The following is a 21521-nucleotide window of genomic DNA, read 5'->3' on the forward strand; positions in this document are numbered from 1 at the left end:
AAGCCGAAGCTTGGTTTTTTTATATTCTTTATTACATATTCGGATAGTTCGGACCACCGCCGCCTTCAGGCGTTACCCACGTAATGTTTTGTGATGGGTCTTTGATATCACACGTCTTACAGTGGACACAGTTGGCTGCGTTGATCTGGAAGCGTTTAGAACCATCATCATTTTCCATGATTTCATAAACACCAGCAGGGCAGTAGCGTTGAGCTGGCTCATCCCATTTTGGTAAGTTCACGTTCACTGGAATTGAAGGATCAGTTAACTTCAAGTGCGCAGGTTGGTTTTCTTCATGTACGGTATTTGAGATAAAGACTGAAGATAAACGGTCAAAGGTCAACTTGCCATCTGGTTTTGGATAGTTTGGTTTAAACGTTGAAGCATCCACCGTTTTAAGCACGGCAAAGTCTTGTTTAAGATCATGCAACGTGAATGGCACTTTAAAGATGTTTTGATCGATAAAGTTAAATGCACCACCAATCCATTGACCGAATTTGTGCATCGCTGGACCAAAGTTACGCGAGCTATATAACTCTTCTTTTAACCAAGAATTGTTATATTTATCGGTATAAGCAGTGAGCTCTTTGTCAAAGTGGTCTTCGCCTTCAAGTACACGTGCAATGGCAAGATCACCACCTTTGGCAACACCCGCAGCAATCGCTTCAAACACTGCTTCACCACACAACATGCCTGATTTCATTGCGGTGTGTGAGCCTTTGATTTTTGAGAAGTTCAAGAAACCAGCATCATCACCAATCAAGCAACCGCCCGGGAAAGTGAGTTTAGGCAATGCATTAAAGCCGCCTTTGACCACAGCACGTGCGCCGTAAGAAATACGTTTGCCGCCTTCAAGGAATTGCTTGATGGTTGGGTGTGTTTTCCAACGTTGCATTTCCATGAATGGGTACATGTGCGGATTTTCATACGATAAATCGACGATCATGCCCATGGTGACTTGGTTATTTTCTGCGTGATATAACCACCAACCACCAGTAGAACCTGTTTCAGATAAAGGCCAACCTGCACCATGCATCACTAAACCTGGTTTGTGTTTTGCAGGGTCGATTTCCCAAAGTTCTTTGATCCCGATACCGTAATGTTGCGGATCAGCATCTTTGTCGAGATTAAATTTTGCGATTAGGCGTTTACCGAGGTGACCACGGCAGCCTTCAGCGAATAAGGTATATTTGGCATGTAGCTCATAACCAGGCGTGAAGTTATGCGTTGGCTCACCATTTTTACCAATCCCCATATCACCTGTTTGGATGCCTTTTACCGTACCGTCTTCATGATAAAGCACTTCAGCAGCAGCAAAGCCCGGGAAGATTGAAACTTCAAGTTCTTCCGCTTTTTGACCTAACCAACGCACCACGTTACCAAGGGAAACCACATAGTTTCCATCGTTGTGCATTGACTTCGGTACCATCCAATGCGGCATTTTTTGTGCTTTGCTATCAGACAATAAGAAATATGTTTCGTCGCCCGTTACAGGTACATTGAGAGGTGCACCTTCTTCTTTCCAGTTCGGAAATAATTCGTTCATGGCACGTGGTTCAAGTACAGCACCAGAAAGGATATGCGCACCTACTTCAGAGCCTTTTTCAACAACACAAACAGAAAGATCAGGCAGGTTGTTTTCAATCGCTAATTGACGAATTTTAATCGCAGCAGATAAACCCGAAGGTCCTGCGCCTACGATCACTACGTCAAACTCCATCGCTTCACGTTCGATGTGTTCCATGTAGGACTCCTCATATTTTTAGGGGTGGCAACCGTAATATTGCGATTCGGTGCTGCCATGAGTGTTCTGAATTGCCAAACACAAATGATAGTATTGTGCTTGCAAACGTTTGGGATAGTATAGTTTTAATCCTTGATCTCGCCAATTGGCTGAGTGGTCATATTTTCTCGTCAGCAAGGCATAAACTATGATAAATGAAAATGATTCTCCACAAAGCTCTTTACAAAATAAGGGAAAAATCGTGTTTTCTGATGATAAAAACTTAATCGACATTGCACAATACATAAAAGATGTACAGCAAAGTCACAAAAGGTCAATTCCCCCTTTAGAGCAATGGCACCCAAAGCATTGCGGCAAAATGGATCTACGTGTAAAAGCCAATGGCGAATGGTGGCACGAAGGTCAATTGGTTAAACGCCAAGCGCTTCTGGACCTGTTTACCAAGGTGCTCTGGAAAGAGGATGGTAAATTCTACCTCAAAACCCCAGTTGAGCAGATCGAAATCGAGGTTGAAGATGAGCCTTTATTGATCAATCAGGTTGATCAGGTCGAGCTTGAAGGCAAGACCTATTTGCAACTGACCACTTGCAATCAGGATGTTGTGATTGTCGATGAAGCGCATCCGATTTTTATGCGCGAATATCAGGGGGAGTTAAGGCCCTATGTGCATGTTCGATTCGGGATCAATGCCTTGATCCAACGGCAGAGTTTTTATCATCTCATCAACTATGGCAGTTTGTCTGAAACTGCGCAAGGCGAGACGGTTTTAACACTAAAAAGTGCTGATTTGATCTTGCATTTGAGCACCTGAGGTTTAAGCTTAAACCAGTGAATAACCGAATATCCGTGCGTATATGACTGCCGTTCAAACCATGCCTCTTTTACTCAATCCTATGCCACATGCATCAGCAGATGCACCGATAGGCGTTTTTGATTCAGGTGTGGGGGGATTATCGGTAGCACAAGAGATTGCCCGACATTTACCCAATGAACGCATTCTGTATTATGCCGATACTGCACATGTACCCTATGGCGCACGTTCCGATCAGGAAATCCGTCAACTCACAGCACAAGCGATAGAGTGGCTGTATCGTCAAGGCTGCAAAATTGCAGTGGTTGCCTGTAATACCGCTTCTGCATTTAGTCTGGATTATTTACGTGACCATTATGGCGAGCGTTTTCCAATTGTCGGTTTAGTCCCAGCTTTAAAACCTGCAGTGATTCAGACCCAATCCAAAGTAGTGGCGGTACTGGCAACACCGGCGACTTTTCGTGGGCAACTGATTAAAGATGTCATGGCGAATTTTGCTCAGCCAGCAGGGGTTAAAGTCCTGACCGTGACCAATCTGGAATTGGTGCCTTTTGTTGAGGCAGGACAACAGATGAGTCCTGCATGTTTGACGGTGTTGCAGCAAGTTTTGCAGCCTGTGGTGCAACAAGGTGCTGACTTTTTAGTCTTGGGCTGTACTCATTATCCTTTTTTAAAGGACGCAATTCGTCAGGTTTTTGATGAAAAATTAAAATTAATTGATTCTGGACAAGCAGTTGCGCGACAAACCGCGTATATTTTAATTAAAAATGGGTTATTATGTGACAAATTGCGTCATAATATTACACGGATTGAATGTTATGTCAGTGGGAACAATGCTGTAGCGCTGCAAGCAGTTTTACAACATCTGATCCCTGAGCAATTTACATGGAAGATTAAAAATCTGGACGATATTAGGGTGGAAAATCACTAAATCGTGCCGTTTTTATAGATTTTATTGGGGTTAGCTGTTAATAAAAATCAAGATGCATACTTGATATTATTGATAAATGAATTGGGGCTTCGCCTATGCAAGATACTCGTTATCAAGTCTTTATTTCCACCTCTGGCAATGAAATGCAACCAGAGCGAGCGGTTTTGGCACAAACTCTTGTGGGAATGGGATTCCTGTCTTGGGGTTTAGAGCAACGTACACCCTTAAGTACCTCGATTGCACGTCGTCAGATTGATGATTGTGACTATGTGGTGATTCTATTAGGCAGCCAGTATGGCGAGCAATCCGTTTCAGGTGTGGGCTATATGCATCTGGAATATATTTATGCCATGACCAAACAGAAGCCCGTCATCGTATTTATGCATGAAGATCCCGAATCGCGTGATAGCAAATTGCATGATCCCAAAGCTGAACTCAAAGAAAAATTTAAAGAATTTAGAAAGCAACTTCAACATGAAGTCGATCAAGTCTTTTGTTACCGTACATTAAGAGATTTAGAACTCGCTGTGCGCTCCAGTATGCCGCAGATGTTAGAACGTTATCCTGTGGTGGGTTGGGTCCGTCCACAAAATACGCAGGTATTGCGGGATGAAATTGATGCATTGCGTGCCAAAGTCAAACAACTGGAAACAGAGCTGGGCAACCGCGAAACAGATCCACTGACCAATGTTGCTAAAGTCTCAATGCATGAACTGTATTCTTTTGAATATCGCATGCATGCTTATCAGGATGGTAATTTCAAAGAAGTTAAACCACATCGTAAAATGACATGGGCGCAATTATTGAATGTTTTGGGCTCGGCCTTTGTGATTCCAACACCTGAAGAATATTTTTCTAAACGCATGAATGAATATTTAAATGAAACAGGTTTGGAAGATGCGCGCAAGGAGATGCCAAGAGCACATGCGGTTTCTCGTGCTCAAGTCAATATTCGGGCGTTGCATGAGATTAAATTGCAGATGCGTCAAAATGAATGGATCATGCCGACTGGACGAGATGATCGTCAGCGGATGTTGTGGCAACTAACGGCGAAAGGGCAGAAATTACTAGAAAGTAATGTCCTAGACAGTAATCGGGTTTTTCAGTTTAAGACCATGCATTAATCCAATTTAGAAAAAAGCACTAAAACTGCTAAAGTAATTGAATGAATTCAATGAAAAGCGGATACGGTCTATGTTAGCGACACAAAAACCTAAAGTGACAGTGGTTCTGGCAAATTTAGGTACGCCCGATGAAGCCTCTGTACCTGCTGTGCGACGCTTTCTAAAGCAATTTTTATCTGATACTCGTGTGATTGAGATTCCCAAACTGCTTTGGTGGATCATCTTGCATCTATTTGTGCTGACCTTTCGCCCGAAACGTGTGGCTGAAGCTTATGCATCGGTTTGGTCAAATGACTCGCCAATGCGTGAAATTGTTCTAGAACAAACACTGCTGATTAAACAGCGGTTACAAGAAGAAAATCATCAGTTTGAGCTTACGGTTGTTCCTGCCATGACCTATGGGCAGCCCAGCATCTATACCGTGCTAGATCAATTGGCAAAAAATCCGCAAGAACATGTGATTCTATTGCCCTTATTTCCACAGTATTCTGCAACCTCAACCGCACCGTTGTATGATGCATTCGCCAAGTGGATTCCCCAGCAACGCCATTTGCCTGGCATCACGCTGATTAAAGATTATTATCAGCATCCGATGTTCATTCAAGCCTTGGCTGATAGCGTATTAAACTATCAATTACAGCATGGTAAAGCTGAAAAATTATTGATGTCATTTCACGGAATTCCTCAGCCCTATGCGGATAAAGGTGACCCTTATGCCGATCGCTGTCGTGTGACTGCACGTTTGGTGGCAGAGGCTTTACATCTAAACGAGGATGAATGGGCGATTAGCTTCCAGTCAAGATTTGGGAAGCAAGAGTGGGTCAAGCCGTACACTGACCAACTATTGCAACAATGGGGTGAGCAAAATGTACAGTCCGTACAGGTGATTAGTCCTGCATTTTCAGCCGATTGTCTGGAAACGCTGGAAGAGTTGGCAATGCAAAATAAAGAGATTTTTCAGCATGCAGGTGGTGGTGACTATGCCTATATTCCTGCCTTGAATGCAGATCAGGCGCATATAGATTTGCTTGCCAGTCTGGTTCAGGCTAATCTTGATGCACTCACTCATACCTTAGCCCATCGTTAAATCGACGCTTTATTTCGCCAGAGGTTTCTATGCTACAAGTCAAAATTGTCCCTGTTACTGCGTTTGCCCAAAACTGCTCAATCTTGTGGGACAGTGAAAGCAAAGAAGCGATTTTGATTGATGCGGGTGGTGATGCGGCGGTGTTGAAAAAAGAAGTAGACGCATTGGGTCTCAAGGTCAAGGCACTCTGGTTAACCCATGGACATCTTGATCATGCTGGAGCTGTGGGCGAATTGGCTGAAACTTGGAAAATCCCAGTGATTGGCCCACATAAAGAAGACCAATTCTGGTTGGACATGATTCAAGAAGTCTCAGCGCGTTATGGTTTCCCCATTCCACAGCCCGTTAAAGTCGATCAATGGCTTGAAGGTGGTGAAGTCTTAACATTGGGTGAGGATGAATTTGAGGTTCGTTTTGCCCCAGGTCATACTCCAGGCCATGTCATGTTCTATAACGCCAAGCATGGCTTGTTATGGACGGGGGATGTGTTGTTTAAAGGCTCGATTGGACGGACTGACTTTCCCAAAGGCAATCACCAACAGCTATTAGATTCGATTCAACGCGAATGCTTTAGCCTGCCAGATGAAACGCAATTTATCTCAGGTCATGGACCGATGAGCACTATCGGTTATGAAAAGCAATTCAATCCTTTTGTGGCAAGCAAAGCGGGTTAATTTCGGCACGACTAACCATGAAGATGATTAATCTTCATAATCATCTTCATGCCGTTTCAGATCAGCTTGTGGCGCATCTTGTGTGGGCAGTTTGTACTCATCACTGGCCCAAGCACCGAGATCAATCAATTTACAGCGCTCTGAGCAGAAAGGACGAAATGCATTACCTTCCCAAGTACTGGCTTCACCGCAACGCGGGCAGGGAAATGTACGTGGCATAGAAAATTCCTAAAACAAAAACTAAATAGATTAGGCAAAAGTAAGGTGAGTTGTTAGACTTATGCCGATTTCTAGATAGTTTGATGAGATTATGTCGATTCGTCAATTTCAAGCACAACGTATGCAAGCCCCTCGTGATTTTATTGCCATTCCCAATACGCCGATCTGCGTTGAAATTGGGGCAGGAAAAGGCAAGCACGCCTTGTTGTTTACGGGGCAAAATCCGCACACCACGTTGTATGCAATTGAACGAACCAAAGAAAAATTTTTGGCGATGCAGAAGCAGCACCAATTAGAGCCACGTGAGCATTTAAATCCGATTCATGCTGATGCATTACCTTGGGTAGTGCATGCTTTGTTCCCTGCACAAGTGCAACAGTTTTTTATTCTCTATCCAAATCCAGAACCGCATAATCCAGCACAGCGCTGGCTGAATATGCCATTCTTCGAGTTTCTACTGTCTCGTCTTCAACCGAATGGTACGATTACACTGGCAAGCAATATTCTTGAATATATTGATGAAGCGGAACAGCAATTAATAGCCCTGTGGAAACTGCCCTTCGAAAAGCAAAAAATTGCAGCAGATTCTGCCCGAACGCATTTTGAAATTAAATATTTAGAGCGCGGTGAGTTGTGCCAACAGTTGATCATCCGCAAACCAGAAGCTTATGTAACGCGTTTTGATGACTTCGCCCCTTTACAAGGTCAAAAAGCGCAAGAGCAATCTGATGTCTAAGCGTGTTGCGATTATTGGTGCTGGCCCAGCAGGTCTGATGGCTGCTGAAGTATTGAGCCAATACGACTATGAAATTGATGTATTTGAGCAGAAACCTTCGGCGGCGCGTAAGTTCTTGATGGCTGGAAAAACAGGTCTCAATATCTCGCATGCGGAGCCCGTCGATACGTTTATACAACGTTATGACCATGCTGCATGGTTGGGGCCTTGGGTGAAGCAATGGGATGCACAGTGGATTCAGAACTGGATGCAAGGGCTTGGTATTGAGTCCTATGTAGGAAGTTCCGGTCGGGTTTTTCCGATTGAAATGAAAGCTGCCCCCTTACTTCGTGCGTGGTTAAAACGCTTAATGACCGATGGTGTGCGTTTCCATTACCGTCATCGTTGTGTGGAGTTATTTAAAAATCAACTCACGATAGAAAACCAGATCCAGCGTTTTAGCGCAAACTATGACGCGATTATTTTGGCCTGTGGGGCAGTGTCATGGTCGCAATTAGGCAGTGATGGGGCATGGCAGCAATGGTTAGCTTCAGGCGAGATTGAACCTTTCCAAGCCAGTAATGCTGGCGTGCTGAAACTATGGTCGCCGTTTATGCAGGCGTGTTTCGGTCAGCCACTGAAGCGTGTCAATGCATGGGTGCATCCCGAACAGCAAAGCCATGGTGATATCATCATTACTCACTACGGCTTAGAAAGTGGCGTGATTTATAAATTGGGTCGTAATTTAAGAGCACAATTGTCGCAACAGCAGAATCTACAATTACATCTGGATCTGCTACCTGATGTCAGTATTGATCAGTTAGAACAAAAATTACAGGGCAATAAAAAGCAATCTCTCACCAATCTTTGGCGTAAAGCGGGTTTAGATCAAGTCAAAATTAATCTGCTGCGTGAAGTTGTTGCAAAAAGCTTGTGGTCGGATGCCAAACATATGGCACAGCAAATCAAACAGCTCCAAATCTCCTTAGAGGGCTTCCGTCCAATCGAAGAGGCGATTAGCTGTGCTGGTGGGGTCAAGCAAAGTGCTGTATCACCACAACTGCAATTGCAGTCCAATCCTTATGTCTTTTGCTGTGGTGAAATGTTGGACTGGGATGCACCAACAGGGGGATATTTACTGACGGCTTGTTTCGCAACGGGGCGTGCAGCGGGAGAAGGCGTACATCAACGCTTAGAGCACAGTCCTATAAGATAATGTTTTCAAAAGAATTGACTTAAATTTATATATTTTTCATGTTCTAAATCACTCTATTTTTATTTGTTGGCGAGTTTCTTGCACTGTTGAGATTTATCTTGTTATTGATGAATGTTCAATGTGGCAGCAGTTTAAGTCCAGTCTATTTCTTCAAGTTATTTTTGCTTTAATTCTTGGCATTATTATTGGTATTAGCTTTCACGATTTTTCTTTGGCTTTAAAGCCTCTAGGGGATGGCTTTATTGCATTGATCAAGATGTTGATTGCCCCCATTGTTTTCTGCGTGGTGGTACTTGGACTGTATGGTGCAAATGACCTTAAAAAAATGGGAAAAGTGGGTGCAAAAACAATTCTATACTTTGAGGTGGTGACGACTATTGCATTGATTCTGGGAATTGCGATTGCTTATATATTTAAACCGGGTGTCGGTATGAATATTGATATCACGAAGCTAGATGGCAAGGATTTAAATGTTTATACCGAACGTGCGCATAGCATGAGTTCGGGCGCAGATTTCTTATTACATATTATTCCAAAAACCTTTGTAGATGCCTTTGCCCGTGGCGATATTTTACAAGTTTTATTGATTGCGATTCTGTTTGGTATCGCGTTATTAATGATTCCAAAACATTTTGCCGAACTAGTTTGCAAGGTAATTGAAGCCTTTTCCGAAGTGTTTTTTAAAATGATGGCTTTGATTATCCGTCTAGCTCCCATCGGTGTTTTTGGGTCAGTCGCCTATACCACCGCAAAATTTGGAGTAGATTCACTGATGCAACTGGGCTATTTAGTCTTACTGTTTTATGTGACTTGTATTCTATTTGTGCTGATTGTTTTAGGTGGAATTCTTAAAATTTCAGGTTTAAATATATTCAAATTTCTAAATTATTTTAAAGCAGAACTGTCGATCGTATTGGGAACGGCATCTTCTGATTCGGTACTGCCACAGATCATGAAAAAATTGAAAAATCTCGGGATCAAGGAATCAACCGTAGGCTTGGTCATTCCAACAGGTTATTCTTTTAATCTCGATGGATTTTCTATTTATCTAACGCTTGGAGTGATATTTATTGCACAAGCCTGCAATATTGATTTATCCCTGCATGATTTACTCGCCATTTTATTGGTTTCTTTAGTGACCTCTAAAGGTGCACATGGTATTCCGGGTTCAGCATTGGTTATTTTAGCGGCAACCTTATCTGTGATTCCGAGCCTTCCAACCATTGGTTTAGTTTTGCTGTTATCCGTGGATTGGTTTATTGGAATTGTACGTGCGTGTACCAACTTGATTGGAAACTGTGTGGCAACGGTTGCGATTGCACATTGGGAAAAGGATATTGATCATGCTCGTGCCAAAGATGTTTTAAGCCAAAAGATTTAGTTGGTGGCGATCCAAAAGATTGTCGGAGTAAATTGAAATGCTCTGAATCAATACCATTTGTAATTTGCATAGGGATGAGATCTAGCCTATATTTTTAGTGGAAAAATCATCAAAGGAATGTGCAATGACTCAGATCTCGCCTATATATCGTGGTAGCTGCTTATGTGATGGGATTCACTATGAAATTCATGGTGAAATTGGTGAGATCATACAATGCCATTGTCAGCGTTGTCGTAAAGCCAATGGTACGGCTTATGCAACCAATGCACCAATCAGCAGTGCAGATTTTAAAATTGTACAGGGTGAGCATCTGGTTAAAAAATTTGCTGCATCGGGTGTGTATCGTTGGTTTTGCGGGGAGTGTGGTTCACCATTGATCAGTTCGCGTGATGCACAGCCAGAGTTTTATCGTTTAAGAATCGGGACTTTAGACACACCATTACAACAAAAACCGAGCATGCATATTTTTGCTGCATCCAAAGCCGAGTGGGATTGCATCGCTGATGATCTACCGCAATATGCTGAACGTCCTTAAAATGGGTTTATTTTTGCGATGATTTTTGAAACTGCTGATTTAGAGCCCAATGAGATCTACCGACTTTTGGTCGGTGGAGTTTCACCTCGACCGATCGCATGGATTAGTACGTTATCCGCAGATGGTGTTGCCAATATCGCCCCATATTCCTTCTTTAATGTCGCCAGTTGTAATCCACCTATTCTGTGGTATTCACAAGTCAATCCAAGAAATGGGCAGGATAAAGACACCATCAGAAATCTGATTGCAACCAAAGAATGTGTGGTGCATATCGCCAATACGGCCTTGTTGGAAAAAATGAATTTATCCTGTGCTTTATTGCCTCCAGAGCAAAGCGAATTTGAGTTTGCACAGATCGAGTCTGAACCCAGCCATACGGTTGCAGCCTTGGCAGTGAAGCATGCACCTGTGCGTTATGAATGTCAGTTAAGAGAGGTGATTCAACTCAGTAGTCTGCCATCAGGAGGTACTGTGGCTTTGTTGGATGTGAAATCGATTTATGTCGCTGATCATTTGTGGAATGGTCAAATGATTGATCAGCAGCAACTTCAGAGTGTGGGCAAAATGGGTGGAGATTTTTATAGTTTAACGACAGACTTACGAAAATTGTCGCGTCCTTGAATGCTAAAACATGAAAGAAAAAAAGGAGGTTAAACCTCCTTTTTCTTATTTTGCAGTAAGTGCTTCAGCTTCAAATTTGACACCATCCCAGCCATGTTGCATAAACTGGCGGATATTTTGATGGTCGGTGGCTTCTGGTGTTGCCAATACAGACGCATAATGCTCCGCAAATAAACTGAGCGTATCCGCTTGACTCAAGCCTTCAATTTTGGCGAAGCTAAGTACTTTGGCACTGCCTTGATTTTCGGTTGCAGCATTCGATTGTGCGCCATTTTGAAAAGCGGTTGGGGTATGTTGATAACGAGCTTCGATAAATGCCAATACATCAGCAAATTTTGCTGTGCCATCTTTAAGTTGTGCCAATAAGCTTTGTGCCATTTCAAAAATTCCATGTTGAGTGAATCAATGGCAAGCATCATAACATTGAAACTGTAGAATAGAAGCTGAGAGCGATTTGAACTAGACGTCGTTGATTCAGCGGTTTATGCTCAAACAGAACATTAATCTATTGAATAATAATGAATAGACATCGTTTAAAGTTATCAACTTCCACCGCTTTATTTCGCCTTTTAGCGCCTATTTTAAGTTGTGGTTTGCTGTTGCAACTCCGTCGTATGATCATGCGACGACTGCCTTTTCTGCGCTTGCAGAGTCAGGTCAGCAATGTGGTGTATTTGTCTTGGTTGGTTGATGTTGAGCAAGTACGTCTGCGCTATCCGAAATACGTACCGTTATGGGAAAAAGATGGGAAAACCATTTTTACCATTTTGACTTATCAGCATCAGCATTTTGGATTCAGTTTCTTGGGGAAATTACGCCAGCTGATGCCTTCACCCAAACAAAGTAACTGGCGTTTTTATCTGGATGACTCACAGCCCAAGACCGTGATCTTTGAACAGGTCATGGTTGATCAAGCCTTATATGTGATGGGTGGTCGATTGGCCAGTGACGTGATGCCAGCACAATATGCATCGACGTTTCAGCATCAACGGGATGAACAAGTGATTCATACTGAAATGAGTGTTGATGATCATTATTCCTTGAAGAGTGATGTGCAAATCCAAAGTGAAAAACAGTTACCTGCTGCATGGCAGTGTCTATTTTCCTCATGGGACGAAGCAGTTCGATTCTTGGTTGATCAAGATCATGCATGGGCAGAATGGGTGGATCAACCGACATGCATGTCGCAAGGGGATATTCAGATGCCAGTTCAGTTTCAACAGATTCAAGCCGCTGAGGTTCGTACATTACAGGCTCCTCAATTGTTGCAACAATTCGGTTTAGATCATGATGCTGAAGCTTTTGCTTTTGTGGTTCCTGCACTGGATTTTGAAGTGCTGGGTGAGCAAGTTTTATTTAAGGCCACATAAATTGTGGATAACTTTATGTTTATACACAGTTGCTTGAAGCTTAAAAACAGCGGTTGAGTTGTCTAAAAATTATGTTATTTTAGAACAAAGGAGATGGCATTCCTCCTATTACAAACCGCCATTGTGGCTAATGATGCCTACGTTACCCTGAACAGGGGGCGTAGGTTCGTGCGTGCTCTGTTCCCATTTTGGAGTTCGCAGATGAAAAATAATCAAAAATACATAGATCTATCCATGTTAAATATCGCTTTATCTCCTGCGCGATGTGTGGAGTAAACCATGTACTATCCTTTACTCTCAATCGCGCTTGGCTCGGTACTCGGTGCATGGTTGCGTTGGTTCTTGGGTTTAAAACTCAATCCAATTTTTCCCAATATTCCTTTAGGTACAGTCACCGTTAACTTTGTTGGTGGCTTTATTATTGGTTTTGCAATTTCTTATTTTTCTCAAAGTTCACTGAGTCCAAATTACAAACTGTTTGTGATTACAGGTTTTTGTGGTGCATTAACCACCTTTTCGACCTTTTCTGCTGAGATTATTGCCTTATTACAAAGTGGTAAGTTGGGTTATGCCTGTGCAGCGATTCTGATTCATGTGATTGGCTCATTACTGTTTACCATTTTAGGCATGAGCTTGCATCAATGGCTCAGTGCTGCATAGCTTTGGAGTGATGACAATGAATGGATTTTTACTGAGTTTTTATACGGCACAAAATCGGGCTTATCAGGGACAACAGATGAGTGAGTGGTTGTTGGCTGTGGCGAAACAGATGAATTTGCGTGGAGCAACAGTGCTCGCTGGACTGGAAGGTGTGGATCATCAAGGCTTATTTCATTCGGCTAGTTTTTTTGAATTGGCGGATCGACCTCTGCAGATTCAGTTTGCAGTGACAGATGAGCAGGCAACAGAATTAATGAACTATCTGAATGACAAAGAAATCTCTTTGTTTTATGTCAAAACACCGATTGAATTTGGGGTGGTGGGGCAGGCCAAGCCGGATTCTTGAAAGTGAGGCATAAAAAAAGAAGTCTAAGTGGAGGAGAGATAGCCTTAGACTTCTAATGCTTACAGCCTAATGTGTGAAACTTAAATGAAAATTAAGCTTTACGGTTAAAGCGTGCAAAGCGTTTGTTAAAGCTTGCGACACGACCTTCATTGCTGGCTTGACGAACTTCACCTGTATAAAACGGATGTGAAGCACTGGAAATATCAAGGGTAACGTAAGGATAGACCTGACCTTGATATTCTTTGGTTTGTTTGGTCTGAAGCGTACTACCAATCAAGAAGTAAGCATCGGCATTGGTATCGTGAAACAAGACCTGTTGATAAGCAGGGTGGATATCTTTACGCATTTTGAATGACTCCTATTATTAATAGAAATGTTATAACATAACAATATATGCCGTCAATCTTATTCATTTCAAGTTTTTTTGGAATTTATTTGTAAGCAATGAATCCGCGAGCATGAGATATGGAACTTTGCTCAAGCCATTTGATTTGTTAAATTAGCAGGGAGATATCGAGTATGAGCAAAAATAACAATGAGGATTAATTCTGACTCGCCTTTTTTCATTCCCGCATTCATTGTTTTTATTGCATTTTTCGCTTTAATGTATAAATGTACTTACTCTGAATCGAATATCAATCGAATAGAGCCTATCCTTAAAAATGATCTTGAGATTTTAGCGAAATTTGGACATATCACAGATTATAAAATCTATAAATCTACAGTTCTGTTTAATGACCATAAAACTAAAAATACATACATTTATCATTTGAAATTGTATGGTGAAAAGGACAAGGGAAAAGTCATCCTTAACGTGGATGAAAATCAGGAGAGTGCAGATTATCCTTATACAGTGCAAATTGACTAACTAAACATCGATGAACAGTTAAAAAGCCAATCATCTGATTGGCATTTTTATGAAGTTTAGTTCGGGACCAATTCTTCAAATAAATCATTGAGATTGTCATGCACTTTGAGGTGAATCAGGTTCCAGTAATGTCCTGAAATGGTTCGATTGACCATCAGGGTATCTGGAGAGGGTTTAAACACATCCCAGTATTTCAGGGATTTTTTCACTAACAGCATGCCATCGTGATGCGATGAGTTCTTGGCAAAGTCATAATGGGTGCTTAGTGGGCGCAACAGGATTTCAATCCATTGCGTATATAGTTCGCTTGGAAATTTCTGTTTCTCAGCAATCGAATGCAGTTCCACCAGTAGATCTTCAACCTGAGCAATATCCTCTTGGCGGGCTGCATTGACCAGTGCTTTGAAGTGCTGAATGATTTCAGGTGAAAGGGTTTTAACGCTGCCATAATCATAAATAATCACGCTGCCATCTTCACGGAACGCAAAATTGCCGGGATGTGGGTCACAATGGAACCGTTTCAAGAAAAACATTTCCTGCCCTAGGGCGCGAATCAGGCGACGACCGATTTGATTACGGGTTTCAACTGACCAAGTGCTGGCGGTTTCAATCGATTCACCCTGTTCAAGACTGAGCGTCAGTACCCGACGCGATGAATAGTCTTTATAGACAGTGGGGATGATGATTTGATCATCCAACTTTTCATGGAAGGTTTTAAAGACTTCTAAGTTTTGTGCTTCAATTTCATAATTCAGTTCGGCCGATAAGCTGTCTTGGATTTCTTGAAACAGTTGATCTTGCAGCTTCTTATCAATTTTTAGCACGCCCATTAAACGTAAAGCCAGACGAACCTGTTTTAAATCACTTTCACAGGCTTGATCTACCCCAGGGTATTGCACTTTCACCACCACAGCCTGACCGTCTGGCAGTACTGCACGATGTACTTGACCAATCGAGGCAGCAGCAAAAGGTTCAGTCTCAAACGAGCTAAAAATCTGGTTTAACGGTTTGCCCAACTCTTTTTCAACTTGTTGCTGAATTGCAGCAAAAGGCATGGCAGGGGCTTGACGTTGCAGTTTGGCAATCGCCTTCGCGACTTCTGGTGGGAAGATGTCTTTATATTGCGAAGCAATTTGCCCGACTTTCATCACCGCACCTTTCATCTCACCTAAGGTGTCGGCAATTTGTAAGCCGATGTCTTGGAACAATTTGCTGCGAGCAGCATTTTTTTGTTCTTCATCTGCGGTGAGATTACGAATGGAGTTGGCAACGCTTTTGCTGGCAATACTTGCGGTCATGCTAGCCAGTTTAAAAAAACGCTTACTGGGAGAGCTTGCATGTTTTGCCATATGGACTTGACCTCGGGTGATCCAGTTTCAACGTGATGCTTTGATCATAGGCGACAAAACTTAAATTGCCTATACCAAAATGTTAAGTGATGTAAGTATGCTGTGAAGGGGGGAAATGGAGGTATTGAATGAGAGGATGAGTTTGAGAGCAGCATCCATGCTGCCCTGAATCAATAACGCTCAATGCGAGTTAATTTTTATGTATTGAGGGCACGCTGTGCCAAACGTTTATTGTTCAAATATAAACGGCCGATTAGCAGTACACAGGCAATGCTTAAACCGATAATCAGGCCGAGCCAGACACCCGCAGCGCCCCAAGCCGTATAGCGAGCCAGATACAAACCAATCGGGAAGGCGACCACCCAATACGCCATTAAGGTGATCCACATTGGCGCTTGCGTGTCTTGCATGCCACGTAAACAACCTGCGGCACTGACCTGCCAAGCATCCATCAGCTGATAAGCCATCGCGAACCAAAGCAGATACATCGCCACTGGAATCACATCGATATCCGTGGTGTAAATCGCCACGATATAGGGACGTGCAAGCGCAATCAAGGTCATGGTGAAGGCAGCAAAGATCGTAGCGGTGATCAATCCCACGATTTGTACTTGTCGCATCGCATGCCAGTTTTGTTCGCCATAATACATGCCAACACGAATCGTCAAGGCAATGGCTAAGGACAGCGGAATCATAAACAGCTGTGAGGTGACTGAAATGGCAATCTGATGGGCTGCAATGGCATTTTCACCGAGCGGACCCAGTACAATCGCCCCAGTACTGAAAATACTGACCTCAAAGAATACGGCGAGGCCAATCGGTAAACCCAGTTTTAAAATGCGTTTAATCCACGCGGGATCAAGTTTTTCCCACTTGGTGAAGATCGGCGCCTGTTGATAGGCTTTGGCTTTGGAAATATAAATCGCTAAAGTGATAAACATCAACCATTGCAAGATCGCTGTTGCAAAACCACAGCCTGCGCTGCCTAGTGCAGGAATTGGCCCAAAGCCATACATAAAGATAAAGTTCAGCGGAATCAAGACCAGTAAGGCAATCAAGCTAATGGCTGTGACAGGACGTGGGTGTCCCAATGCTTCAGAATAACTGCGTAGTGCGGCATACATCATCACTGCAGGCATACCAAAGCCAATCGCGTGTAAGAATAGGCTCGCTTTCGGTATTAAGCTTTCAGGCACACCAAAGAGCGGTAGGAACATGGGCATACATTGCAGAATCAACATCGCTACAATACCGAGAATCACAGCGACCCATAAAGACTGGCGGGCAATGGTTGGAATTTTTTCAGGGGTTCTTGCACCACGCGCTTCTGCCACCAAAGGTGTTGTTGCCAGCATGATTCCTGCAAAGAGCAGCATGACTGGAATCCATAGACCAACACCCACGGCAATCGCGGCCAAATCGGTGGCAGACAGATGCCCTGCCATAATGGTATCAATTAAACCTAATCCAGCTTGCGCAAACTGTGTAATCAGGATCGGAAACATCAAATGAAACAGCTGTTTAAGTTCAAACCGCTTGGTTGTGGCATGGGACACAAAAAATACTCTTATTAAAATGAGGGAGACTTAGCGTTGTAGTGTGAATAGCACACCAATAAAAATCACAATACTGCCCAGCAGGCGTTGCCAATTAATTGGTGTTTTTTCTGTACCTAACCAGCCAAAGTGATCAATCAACATTGAAATGACCAGTTGCCCGAAAATCACTAAACCCGAGAAAGTTAAAAATCCAAGTTTAGGTGCAGTATAAATGCTCATACTGATTGCATAAACCCCAAGGCATCCGCCTAACCAGAGAAACCATGGAATTTGGGAAAGTTCACTTAAACTCGGTTTAGCTGCACCTTGGAAATAAACCAGCAGGGCTAGAATAATCGTCCCAATAAAAAAGGAAAGTAAGGCGGCTTGTAGTGGTGAGTTGAGATACTCTCGAAGTTGTGCATTGATTGCCGTTTGAAAGGCCATTGCAATTCCAATCCCTAAAGCTAGGGGCAGAATAAATAGCAATTGGCTGGAAATTTTCATCATATTATCGGTCTAATTGTTCTTTCTGCTTTCAGTCTAACTGAATCCGTAGGGGATGATAAGTTGTATCCCGTATTGAAGCTGCAACTGTACCGAGCCGAGTCATGTTAAAATAGTCAAGTTCTATTATTGAGCTTGTATTTTGAGTCTGTTAAATCCTGCAAATATCCCACTGTCCTTGTATATCCATATGCCGTGGTGTGTACGTAAATGTCCTTATTGTGACTTTAACTCACACGCCGTTCCAGATGGGCAATTGTCATTGGATTTGGAACAGCAATATCTTGTGGCATTAGTGGCTGACTTTGAGACGCAGATTGAAATGGCACAAGGCCGATCGATTCATAGTGTGTTTATTGGTGGGGGAACGCCGTCACTGATTTCTGCACAAGGTTATCAATGGTTGTTCGATCAACTCAAAGCACGTTTAGACTTTGAAGCCGATTGTGAAATTACACTAGAAGCCAATCCAGGTACTGTGGAACATGATCCATTTGCCGATTATCTAGCAGTGGGGATTAATCGCTTATCACTCGGTGTGCAAAGTTTTGATCCAGACCACTTACAGCGTCTTGGTCGTATCCACTCAGCCAATAATGCACTGGATGCAATTCAACAGGCGCGTCAGGCTGGCTTTGAGCGCGTTAATGTCGATCTCATGCATGGTTTACCCCAACAAAGTGAAGAACAGGCCTTAACCGACCTGAGATTGGCTGTGGAGCAGGGTGCAACGCATATTAGCTGGTATCAACTGACCATTGAACCCAATACTGTTTTCTTCCGCACTCAGCCAGTATTACCGCAAGATGAAGTGCTAGAGCATATTCAAGAACAAGGTGAAGCATATTTAAAAGCCAATGGCTATGTGAATTATGAAGTTTCAGCATGGCGTAAAGAACAGCCATCTGCGCATAACTTAAATTATTGGCAATTTGGTGATTATTTGGCGATTGGTGCCGGGGCGCATGGCAAAGTCACCCGACCAGATGGCATTTATCGTTTTCAGAAAACCCGTTTACCGAAAGACTATTTAGCCAAAGTGCCTGCTGAACACGTGCAAATGAAGCGGATTGAGGCAGAAGAATTGCCTTTTGAATTTATGATGAATGCCTTGCGTTTAAATCAAGGTGTAGCTGCTGATACTTATACTCAGCGCACAGGACTTGAATTGGATGATTTGAGCGAAAGCCTGAATCAGTTGCGTGAGAAAAAATTATTGATTGCTGATGCAAACCAAATTGCCTGTACTGAGCAAGGACATATCTTTTTAAACTCGGTGCTAGAGAAATTTTTATAATTAAACGGTTGTGATGCTTTAGGCATGGATGCTTAAAGTCATTCAAATGAATCTGTCATTTTTTTGAAAGAAATTGAGCAGACAATAAAAAAGCCTCATCAATGATGAGGCTTTTTAGAATTTGGTGGGTCGTCCGCGATTCGAACGCGGGACCAACGGATTAAAAGTCCGCTGCTCTACCAGCTGAGCTAACGACCCTGAGCGAGGATAAGTAAAACAACGTTTTACCTGAGCGCAAGAGAAAATCTATGATTTTCTGTAGCTTAACCTCTTACAGGCATTTGTAAAATACATTTTACAAACTATCAAAACATTAGATGGTGGGTCGTCCGCGATTCGAACGCGGGACCAACGGATTAAAAGTCCGCTGCTCTACCAGCTGAGCTAACGACCCATAAGCAAGTGTTTAAACATGCCACACAATTAAAACTAATTCGTTCTAAATGCGTCTTCGTTTTGATGTTGCGTATTCTAGCAACTTATTCAGCTAACACAAGAGGAAATTTAAAAACATGTGCATGATTGTTTATAAAAAGCACGATTTCCTCTTGTTTAGCTAAAAAATAAACTAGAAACGGTACTGATAGCTCTGAATATTATCAAAGATCTCTGTATTTACATCAGTGTAGCTGCTTGCACCTGGTAATAAAACCAGTAAACGTTCAGAAGTTTTGCTTGGATTAAAGCCATCTTCTTTCAGTTTATTTTTCTGGTATTTAAATGTGCCTGTGGTTTCAACTTTCTCTTGAACACGTAAGAACACTGGAATCGCATAAGAAGGTAAGCATTTTTTGAATACATTGACCATATCGGTTAAATCTGCATCATTGAGTGCCGCACCATCAACCAAGGTAATCGCTGCCATACCTGCGCGACCGTTGGTATTTGGAATTTCAACGCCGTAAACCACTGCTTCTACGATCTTTTCATACTCACAGACCATATTTTCAACTTCTGTGGTTGAAACGTTTTCGCCTTTCCAGCGGAAGGTGTCACCTAAACGATCCACAAACTGGGCATGGCGGAAGCCGATATCACGCACCAAGTCACCGGTGTTGAAATAGGAGTCACCTTGGGTAAACACATCTTTCAAAATCACTGACTTGTTTTTTTCTGGGTCAGTATAGCCATCGAAAGGTGAGCGGCTGGTGATTTTGCCAATCAGCAAGCCCACTTCACCAGTCTTCACTTTCTTACAGTAACCTTTCTTATCGCGGACCAGTTCATTCTTTTCTTTGTCGAATTCAACGATTGCATACGGTGTTGGAGAGAAGCCAACCGTATTGTCAAAGTTGAAGATGTTGCTAAAACCAACGTTGCCTTCGCTTGATGCATAAAGTTCAAGCACTTCTTCGACACCAAAACGCTCTTTGAACTTGCCCCAGATATTTGGACGCATGCCATTACCAATCATCTTGGTCACACGATGTGCACGATCTTGTTCTGTAACTGGCGCATCAATCAGATAGCGGCACAATTCACCGACATAACCAATCGCAGAAGCATTGAACTTTTGCACATCTTTCCAGAACGCACTGGTTGAATATTTACGGCGTACTGCCAATGTGGCACTACCTGCAATCACGCCGCACCAACACACCACCACACCGGTTGCATGGTAAAGAGGGAGCGTCACGTACATCACATCATCTTTACCGAGATTGAGAATGTGACCATAGGTGCCATAAGCGAGCGTCCAGCGGCTATGTGTGAAAATTACGGCCTTTGGTAAGCCCGTAGTGCCTGAAGTATAGATGTAGAACAATCCATCTTTGCCATTTACAGTACGAGTGGTTGATGGATTGAATTTTGGAAATTGATCAATTTGTTGGGCAAGATTCACATAGCCTTGCGGTGCTGTACCAGCATGTTTACGCGTTTCTTGGTCTGCAAACCAGTGAAAACGATCTTGAGCGACCTTCAAGTCTTGACGTGCTTCATCAATGGCAGCACGAACTTCTTCACCCGCAATTACGGCAATTGGATTGACCAAGTTAATGCTGTGTGCAAGTACTTTACCCACCTGTGAGGTATTGACGAGGGCAATCGTGACCCCGATTTTGGCCAAAGCTACAATGCTGGCAATCAGTTCAGGACGGTTTTCTACCATCACAGCAATCACATCGCCTTTTTTTGCACCAAGCGATAAATAGTAATGTGCAATTTGGTTTGCCCATTCATTGAGTGCTTGATAGCTATAGCTTTGATCTTCAAATAACAGTGCGATGCCTTGAGGGTTGCGCTTGACTGCTTTTTCAAAGGCAATACCTAAACCCGCGGGAGACGTTGGTGTTCGCAAATATGCTTGTTTAAGACCATTGAGGATATGAGGGACTTTAGTGATGAAGTTTGGAAGTCGAGTAGCAACATCACCAAGAGTAATTATATCGGTCTGCGTAGTTTGGCTCATATCAATCCTGTTTATTTTTCGATCAATCCAAGAAATGGCTATCCGTTAGAACACAACCATTCACACCATTGTTGTTGATGCTGTTTTGTAATGGTAAGTGCCTAGAGCAATCAACCTA

Annotated in this window: 22 protein-coding genes, 2 tRNA genes and 1 riboswitch; of the genes, 14 read left to right on the plus strand and 10 right to left on the minus strand. The window is 42.8% G+C overall.

From position 1 onward, the window contains the following. Positions 1 to 31: 31 nt before the first annotated feature. Complete coding sequence (locus NG55_RS14630) at positions 32 to 1744, minus strand: electron transfer flavoprotein-ubiquinone oxidoreductase (RefSeq protein ID WP_065343662.1); 1713 nt, start codon at positions 1742 to 1744, stop codon at positions 32 to 34. Between the two features lie 187 nt (positions 1745 to 1931). Here NG55_RS14630 and NG55_RS14635 point away from each other — a divergent pair, with 187 nt between their 5' ends. The 5 genes from NG55_RS14635 to NG55_RS14655 all read left to right on the plus strand — a co-directional run bounded on the left by NG55_RS14635 (position 1932) and on the right by NG55_RS14655 (position 6371). Continuing rightward, complete coding sequence (locus NG55_RS14635; RefSeq protein ID WP_065343663.1) at positions 1932 to 2555, plus strand: DUF1285 domain-containing protein; 624 nt, start codon at positions 1932 to 1934, stop codon at positions 2553 to 2555. A gap of 43 nt (positions 2556 to 2598) precedes the next feature. Continuing rightward, the gene (murI, locus tag NG55_RS14640) at positions 2599 to 3486 is read left to right on the plus strand and encodes a glutamate racemase (RefSeq protein WP_016542373.1); all 888 of its coding nucleotides are present in this window, start codon (positions 2599 to 2601) and stop codon (positions 3484 to 3486) included. A gap of 95 nt (positions 3487 to 3581) precedes the next feature. Continuing rightward, positions 3582 to 4610 carry a DUF4062 domain-containing protein gene (locus tag NG55_RS14645; RefSeq protein ID WP_065343664.1) on the plus strand — a complete coding sequence of 343 codons (1029 nt, stop codon included), beginning with the start codon at positions 3582 to 3584 and terminating at the stop codon, positions 4608 to 4610. Positions 4611 to 4680: 70 nt separating this feature from the next. Next, the gene (hemH, locus tag NG55_RS14650; RefSeq protein WP_016542375.1) at positions 4681 to 5697 is read left to right on the plus strand and encodes a ferrochelatase; all 1017 of its coding nucleotides are present in this window, start codon (positions 4681 to 4683) and stop codon (positions 5695 to 5697) included. Positions 5698 to 5726: 29 nt separating this feature from the next. Then, positions 5727 to 6371 (plus strand): MBL fold metallo-hydrolase, encoded by a 645-nt coding sequence (locus NG55_RS14655; RefSeq protein ID WP_016542376.1) that lies wholly within the window; start codon positions 5727 to 5729, stop codon positions 6369 to 6371. Between the two features lie 27 nt (positions 6372 to 6398). Here the strand turns inward: NG55_RS14655 and NG55_RS14660 are convergent, their stop codons facing one another. After that, positions 6399 to 6590, minus strand: coding sequence for a DNA gyrase inhibitor YacG (locus tag NG55_RS14660; protein ID WP_016542377.1), 192 nt, complete (start codon positions 6588 to 6590; stop codon positions 6399 to 6401). A 91-nt stretch (positions 6591 to 6681) separates the two neighbouring features. Between NG55_RS14660 and NG55_RS14665 the strand changes: the two genes are divergently transcribed. The 5 genes from NG55_RS14665 to NG55_RS14685 all read left to right on the plus strand — a co-directional run bounded on the left by NG55_RS14665 (position 6682) and on the right by NG55_RS14685 (position 11058). Then, positions 6682 to 7326 carry a class I SAM-dependent methyltransferase gene (locus NG55_RS14665; protein WP_065343665.1) on the plus strand — a complete coding sequence of 215 codons (645 nt, stop codon included), beginning with the start codon at positions 6682 to 6684 and terminating at the stop codon, positions 7324 to 7326. Next, entirely contained in the window at positions 7319 to 8521 is a 1203-nt protein-coding gene (locus tag NG55_RS14670; RefSeq protein WP_065343666.1) for a TIGR03862 family flavoprotein, read from the plus strand. Before NG55_RS14665 ends, NG55_RS14670 begins: the two co-directional genes overlap by 8 nt. Before the next feature lie 118 nt (positions 8522 to 8639). Beyond that, a complete protein-coding gene (dctA, locus tag NG55_RS14675) occupies positions 8640 to 9902 on the plus strand; it encodes a C4-dicarboxylate transporter DctA (protein WP_065343667.1) in 1263 nt (420 codons plus the stop codon). Between the two features lie 124 nt (positions 9903 to 10026). Beyond that, positions 10027 to 10437, plus strand: a complete 411-nt coding sequence (locus tag NG55_RS14680) for a GFA family protein (protein ID WP_065343668.1) — start codon at positions 10027 to 10029, stop codon at positions 10435 to 10437. A gap of 18 nt (positions 10438 to 10455) precedes the next feature. Next, positions 10456 to 11058, plus strand: coding sequence for a flavin reductase family protein (locus NG55_RS14685; protein WP_065343669.1), 603 nt, complete (start codon positions 10456 to 10458; stop codon positions 11056 to 11058). Positions 11059 to 11103: 45 nt separating this feature from the next. On the opposite strand, the gene NG55_RS14690 is transcribed toward NG55_RS14685, so the two are convergent. Then, the gene (locus NG55_RS14690; RefSeq protein WP_065343670.1) at positions 11104 to 11436 is read right to left on the minus strand and encodes a HopJ type III effector protein; all 333 of its coding nucleotides are present in this window, start codon (positions 11434 to 11436) and stop codon (positions 11104 to 11106) included. 140 nt (positions 11437 to 11576) lie between these two features. On the opposite strand from NG55_RS14690, the gene NG55_RS14695 reads away from it, so the two are divergent. The 3 genes from NG55_RS14695 (at position 11577) to NG55_RS14705 (ending at position 13434) form a co-directional block, all read left to right on the plus strand. Next, positions 11577 to 12428 carry a DUF2071 domain-containing protein gene (locus NG55_RS14695; RefSeq protein WP_065343671.1) on the plus strand — a complete coding sequence of 284 codons (852 nt, stop codon included), beginning with the start codon at positions 11577 to 11579 and terminating at the stop codon, positions 12426 to 12428. Positions 12429 to 12508: 80 nt separating this feature from the next. Continuing rightward, positions 12509 to 12575: riboswitch (Fluoride riboswitch) on the plus strand. A 132-nt stretch (positions 12576 to 12707) separates the two neighbouring features. Next, a complete protein-coding gene (gene crcB, locus NG55_RS14700) occupies positions 12708 to 13088 on the plus strand; it encodes a fluoride efflux transporter CrcB (protein WP_004802433.1) in 381 nt (126 codons plus the stop codon). Positions 13089 to 13104: 16 nt separating this feature from the next. Then, positions 13105 to 13434, plus strand: coding sequence for a DUF190 domain-containing protein (locus NG55_RS14705; RefSeq protein ID WP_065343672.1), 330 nt, complete (start codon positions 13105 to 13107; stop codon positions 13432 to 13434). Positions 13435 to 13525: 91 nt separating this feature from the next. Here NG55_RS14705 and NG55_RS14710 read toward each other — a convergent pair whose 3' ends face one another. From NG55_RS14710 to NG55_RS14730, 4 genes are all read right to left on the minus strand, one after another. Continuing rightward, positions 13526 to 13780 (minus strand): type B 50S ribosomal protein L31, encoded by a 255-nt coding sequence (locus tag NG55_RS14710; protein ID WP_004656092.1) that lies wholly within the window; start codon positions 13778 to 13780, stop codon positions 13526 to 13528. A gap of 578 nt (positions 13781 to 14358) precedes the next feature. Then, on the minus strand, positions 14359 to 15651 hold the full coding sequence (locus NG55_RS14720; protein WP_065343674.1) for an ABC1 kinase family protein: 1293 nt from the start codon (positions 15649 to 15651) through the stop codon (positions 14359 to 14361). Positions 15652 to 15848: 197 nt separating this feature from the next. Beyond that, entirely contained in the window at positions 15849 to 17207 is a 1359-nt protein-coding gene (locus tag NG55_RS14725; protein WP_065343675.1) for an MATE family efflux transporter, read from the minus strand. A gap of 30 nt (positions 17208 to 17237) precedes the next feature. Continuing rightward, positions 17238 to 17699 carry a DMT family transporter gene (locus NG55_RS14730; protein WP_016660479.1) on the minus strand — a complete coding sequence of 154 codons (462 nt, stop codon included), beginning with the start codon at positions 17697 to 17699 and terminating at the stop codon, positions 17238 to 17240. A 139-nt stretch (positions 17700 to 17838) separates the two neighbouring features. On the opposite strand from NG55_RS14730, the gene hemW reads away from it, so the two are divergent. Beyond that, entirely contained in the window at positions 17839 to 18993 is a 1155-nt protein-coding gene (gene hemW, locus NG55_RS14735) for a radical SAM family heme chaperone HemW (protein WP_016542390.1), read from the plus strand. Between the two features lie 122 nt (positions 18994 to 19115). On the opposite strand, the gene NG55_RS14740 is transcribed toward hemW, so the two are convergent. From NG55_RS14740 to NG55_RS14750, 3 genes are all read right to left on the minus strand, one after another. After that, a tRNA-Lys gene (locus NG55_RS14740) sits at positions 19116 to 19191 on the minus strand. Positions 19192 to 19311: 120 nt separating this feature from the next. Further along, a tRNA-Lys gene (locus NG55_RS14745) sits at positions 19312 to 19387 on the minus strand. Between the two features lie 174 nt (positions 19388 to 19561). After that, positions 19562 to 21403: a long-chain-acyl-CoA synthetase gene (locus tag NG55_RS14750; RefSeq protein ID WP_016542391.1), complete on the minus strand. Its 1842-nt coding sequence runs from the start codon at positions 21401 to 21403 to the stop codon at positions 19562 to 19564. Positions 21404 to 21521: the final 118 nt, after the last annotated feature.

This window comes from Acinetobacter gyllenbergii, assembly GCF_001682515.1.
GTDB lineage: Bacteria > Pseudomonadota > Gammaproteobacteria > Pseudomonadales > Moraxellaceae > Acinetobacter > Acinetobacter gyllenbergii.

Coding starts and splice junctions, on each gene's coding strand:
- NG55_RS14680 (WP_065343668.1), top strand. CDS start 10,027: ATGACTCAGATCTCGCCTATATATCGTGGTAGCTGCTTATGTGATGGG.
- NG55_RS14645 (WP_065343664.1), top strand. CDS start 3,582: ATGCAAGATACTCGTTATCAAGTCTTTATTTCCACCTCTGGCAATGAA.
- dctA (WP_065343667.1), top strand. CDS start 8,640: ATGTGGCAGCAGTTTAAGTCCAGTCTATTTCTTCAAGTTATTTTTGCT.
- NG55_RS14750 (WP_016542391.1), bottom strand. CDS start 21,403: ATGAGCCAAACTACGCAGACCGATATAATTACTCTTGGTGATGTTGCT.
- NG55_RS14655 (WP_016542376.1), top strand. CDS start 5,727: ATGCTACAAGTCAAAATTGTCCCTGTTACTGCGTTTGCCCAAAACTGC.
- NG55_RS14630 (WP_065343662.1), bottom strand. CDS start 1,744: ATGGAACACATCGAACGTGAAGCGATGGAGTTTGACGTAGTGATCGTA.
- NG55_RS14710 (WP_004656092.1), bottom strand. CDS start 13,780: ATGCGTAAAGATATCCACCCTGCTTATCAACAGGTCTTGTTTCACGAT.
- NG55_RS14730 (WP_016660479.1), bottom strand. CDS start 17,699: ATGATGAAAATTTCCAGCCAATTGCTATTTATTCTGCCCCTAGCTTTA.
- crcB (WP_004802433.1), top strand. CDS start 12,708: ATGTACTATCCTTTACTCTCAATCGCGCTTGGCTCGGTACTCGGTGCA.
- NG55_RS14695 (WP_065343671.1), top strand. CDS start 11,577: ATGAATAGACATCGTTTAAAGTTATCAACTTCCACCGCTTTATTTCGC.
- NG55_RS14635 (WP_065343663.1), top strand. CDS start 1,932: ATGATAAATGAAAATGATTCTCCACAAAGCTCTTTACAAAATAAGGGA.
- NG55_RS14665 (WP_065343665.1), top strand. CDS start 6,682: ATGTCGATTCGTCAATTTCAAGCACAACGTATGCAAGCCCCTCGTGAT.
- NG55_RS14690 (WP_065343670.1), bottom strand. CDS start 11,436: ATGGCACAAAGCTTATTGGCACAACTTAAAGATGGCACAGCAAAATTT.
- NG55_RS14720 (WP_065343674.1), bottom strand. CDS start 15,651: ATGGCAAAACATGCAAGCTCTCCCAGTAAGCGTTTTTTTAAACTGGCT.
- NG55_RS14705 (WP_065343672.1), top strand. CDS start 13,105: ATGAATGGATTTTTACTGAGTTTTTATACGGCACAAAATCGGGCTTAT.
- NG55_RS14660 (WP_016542377.1), bottom strand. CDS start 6,590: ATGCCACGTACATTTCCCTGCCCGCGTTGCGGTGAAGCCAGTACTTGG.
- hemH (WP_016542375.1), top strand. CDS start 4,681: ATGTTAGCGACACAAAAACCTAAAGTGACAGTGGTTCTGGCAAATTTA.
- murI (WP_016542373.1), top strand. CDS start 2,599: ATGACTGCCGTTCAAACCATGCCTCTTTTACTCAATCCTATGCCACAT.
- NG55_RS14685 (WP_065343669.1), top strand. CDS start 10,456: ATGATTTTTGAAACTGCTGATTTAGAGCCCAATGAGATCTACCGACTT.
- NG55_RS14670 (WP_065343666.1), top strand. CDS start 7,319: ATGTCTAAGCGTGTTGCGATTATTGGTGCTGGCCCAGCAGGTCTGATG.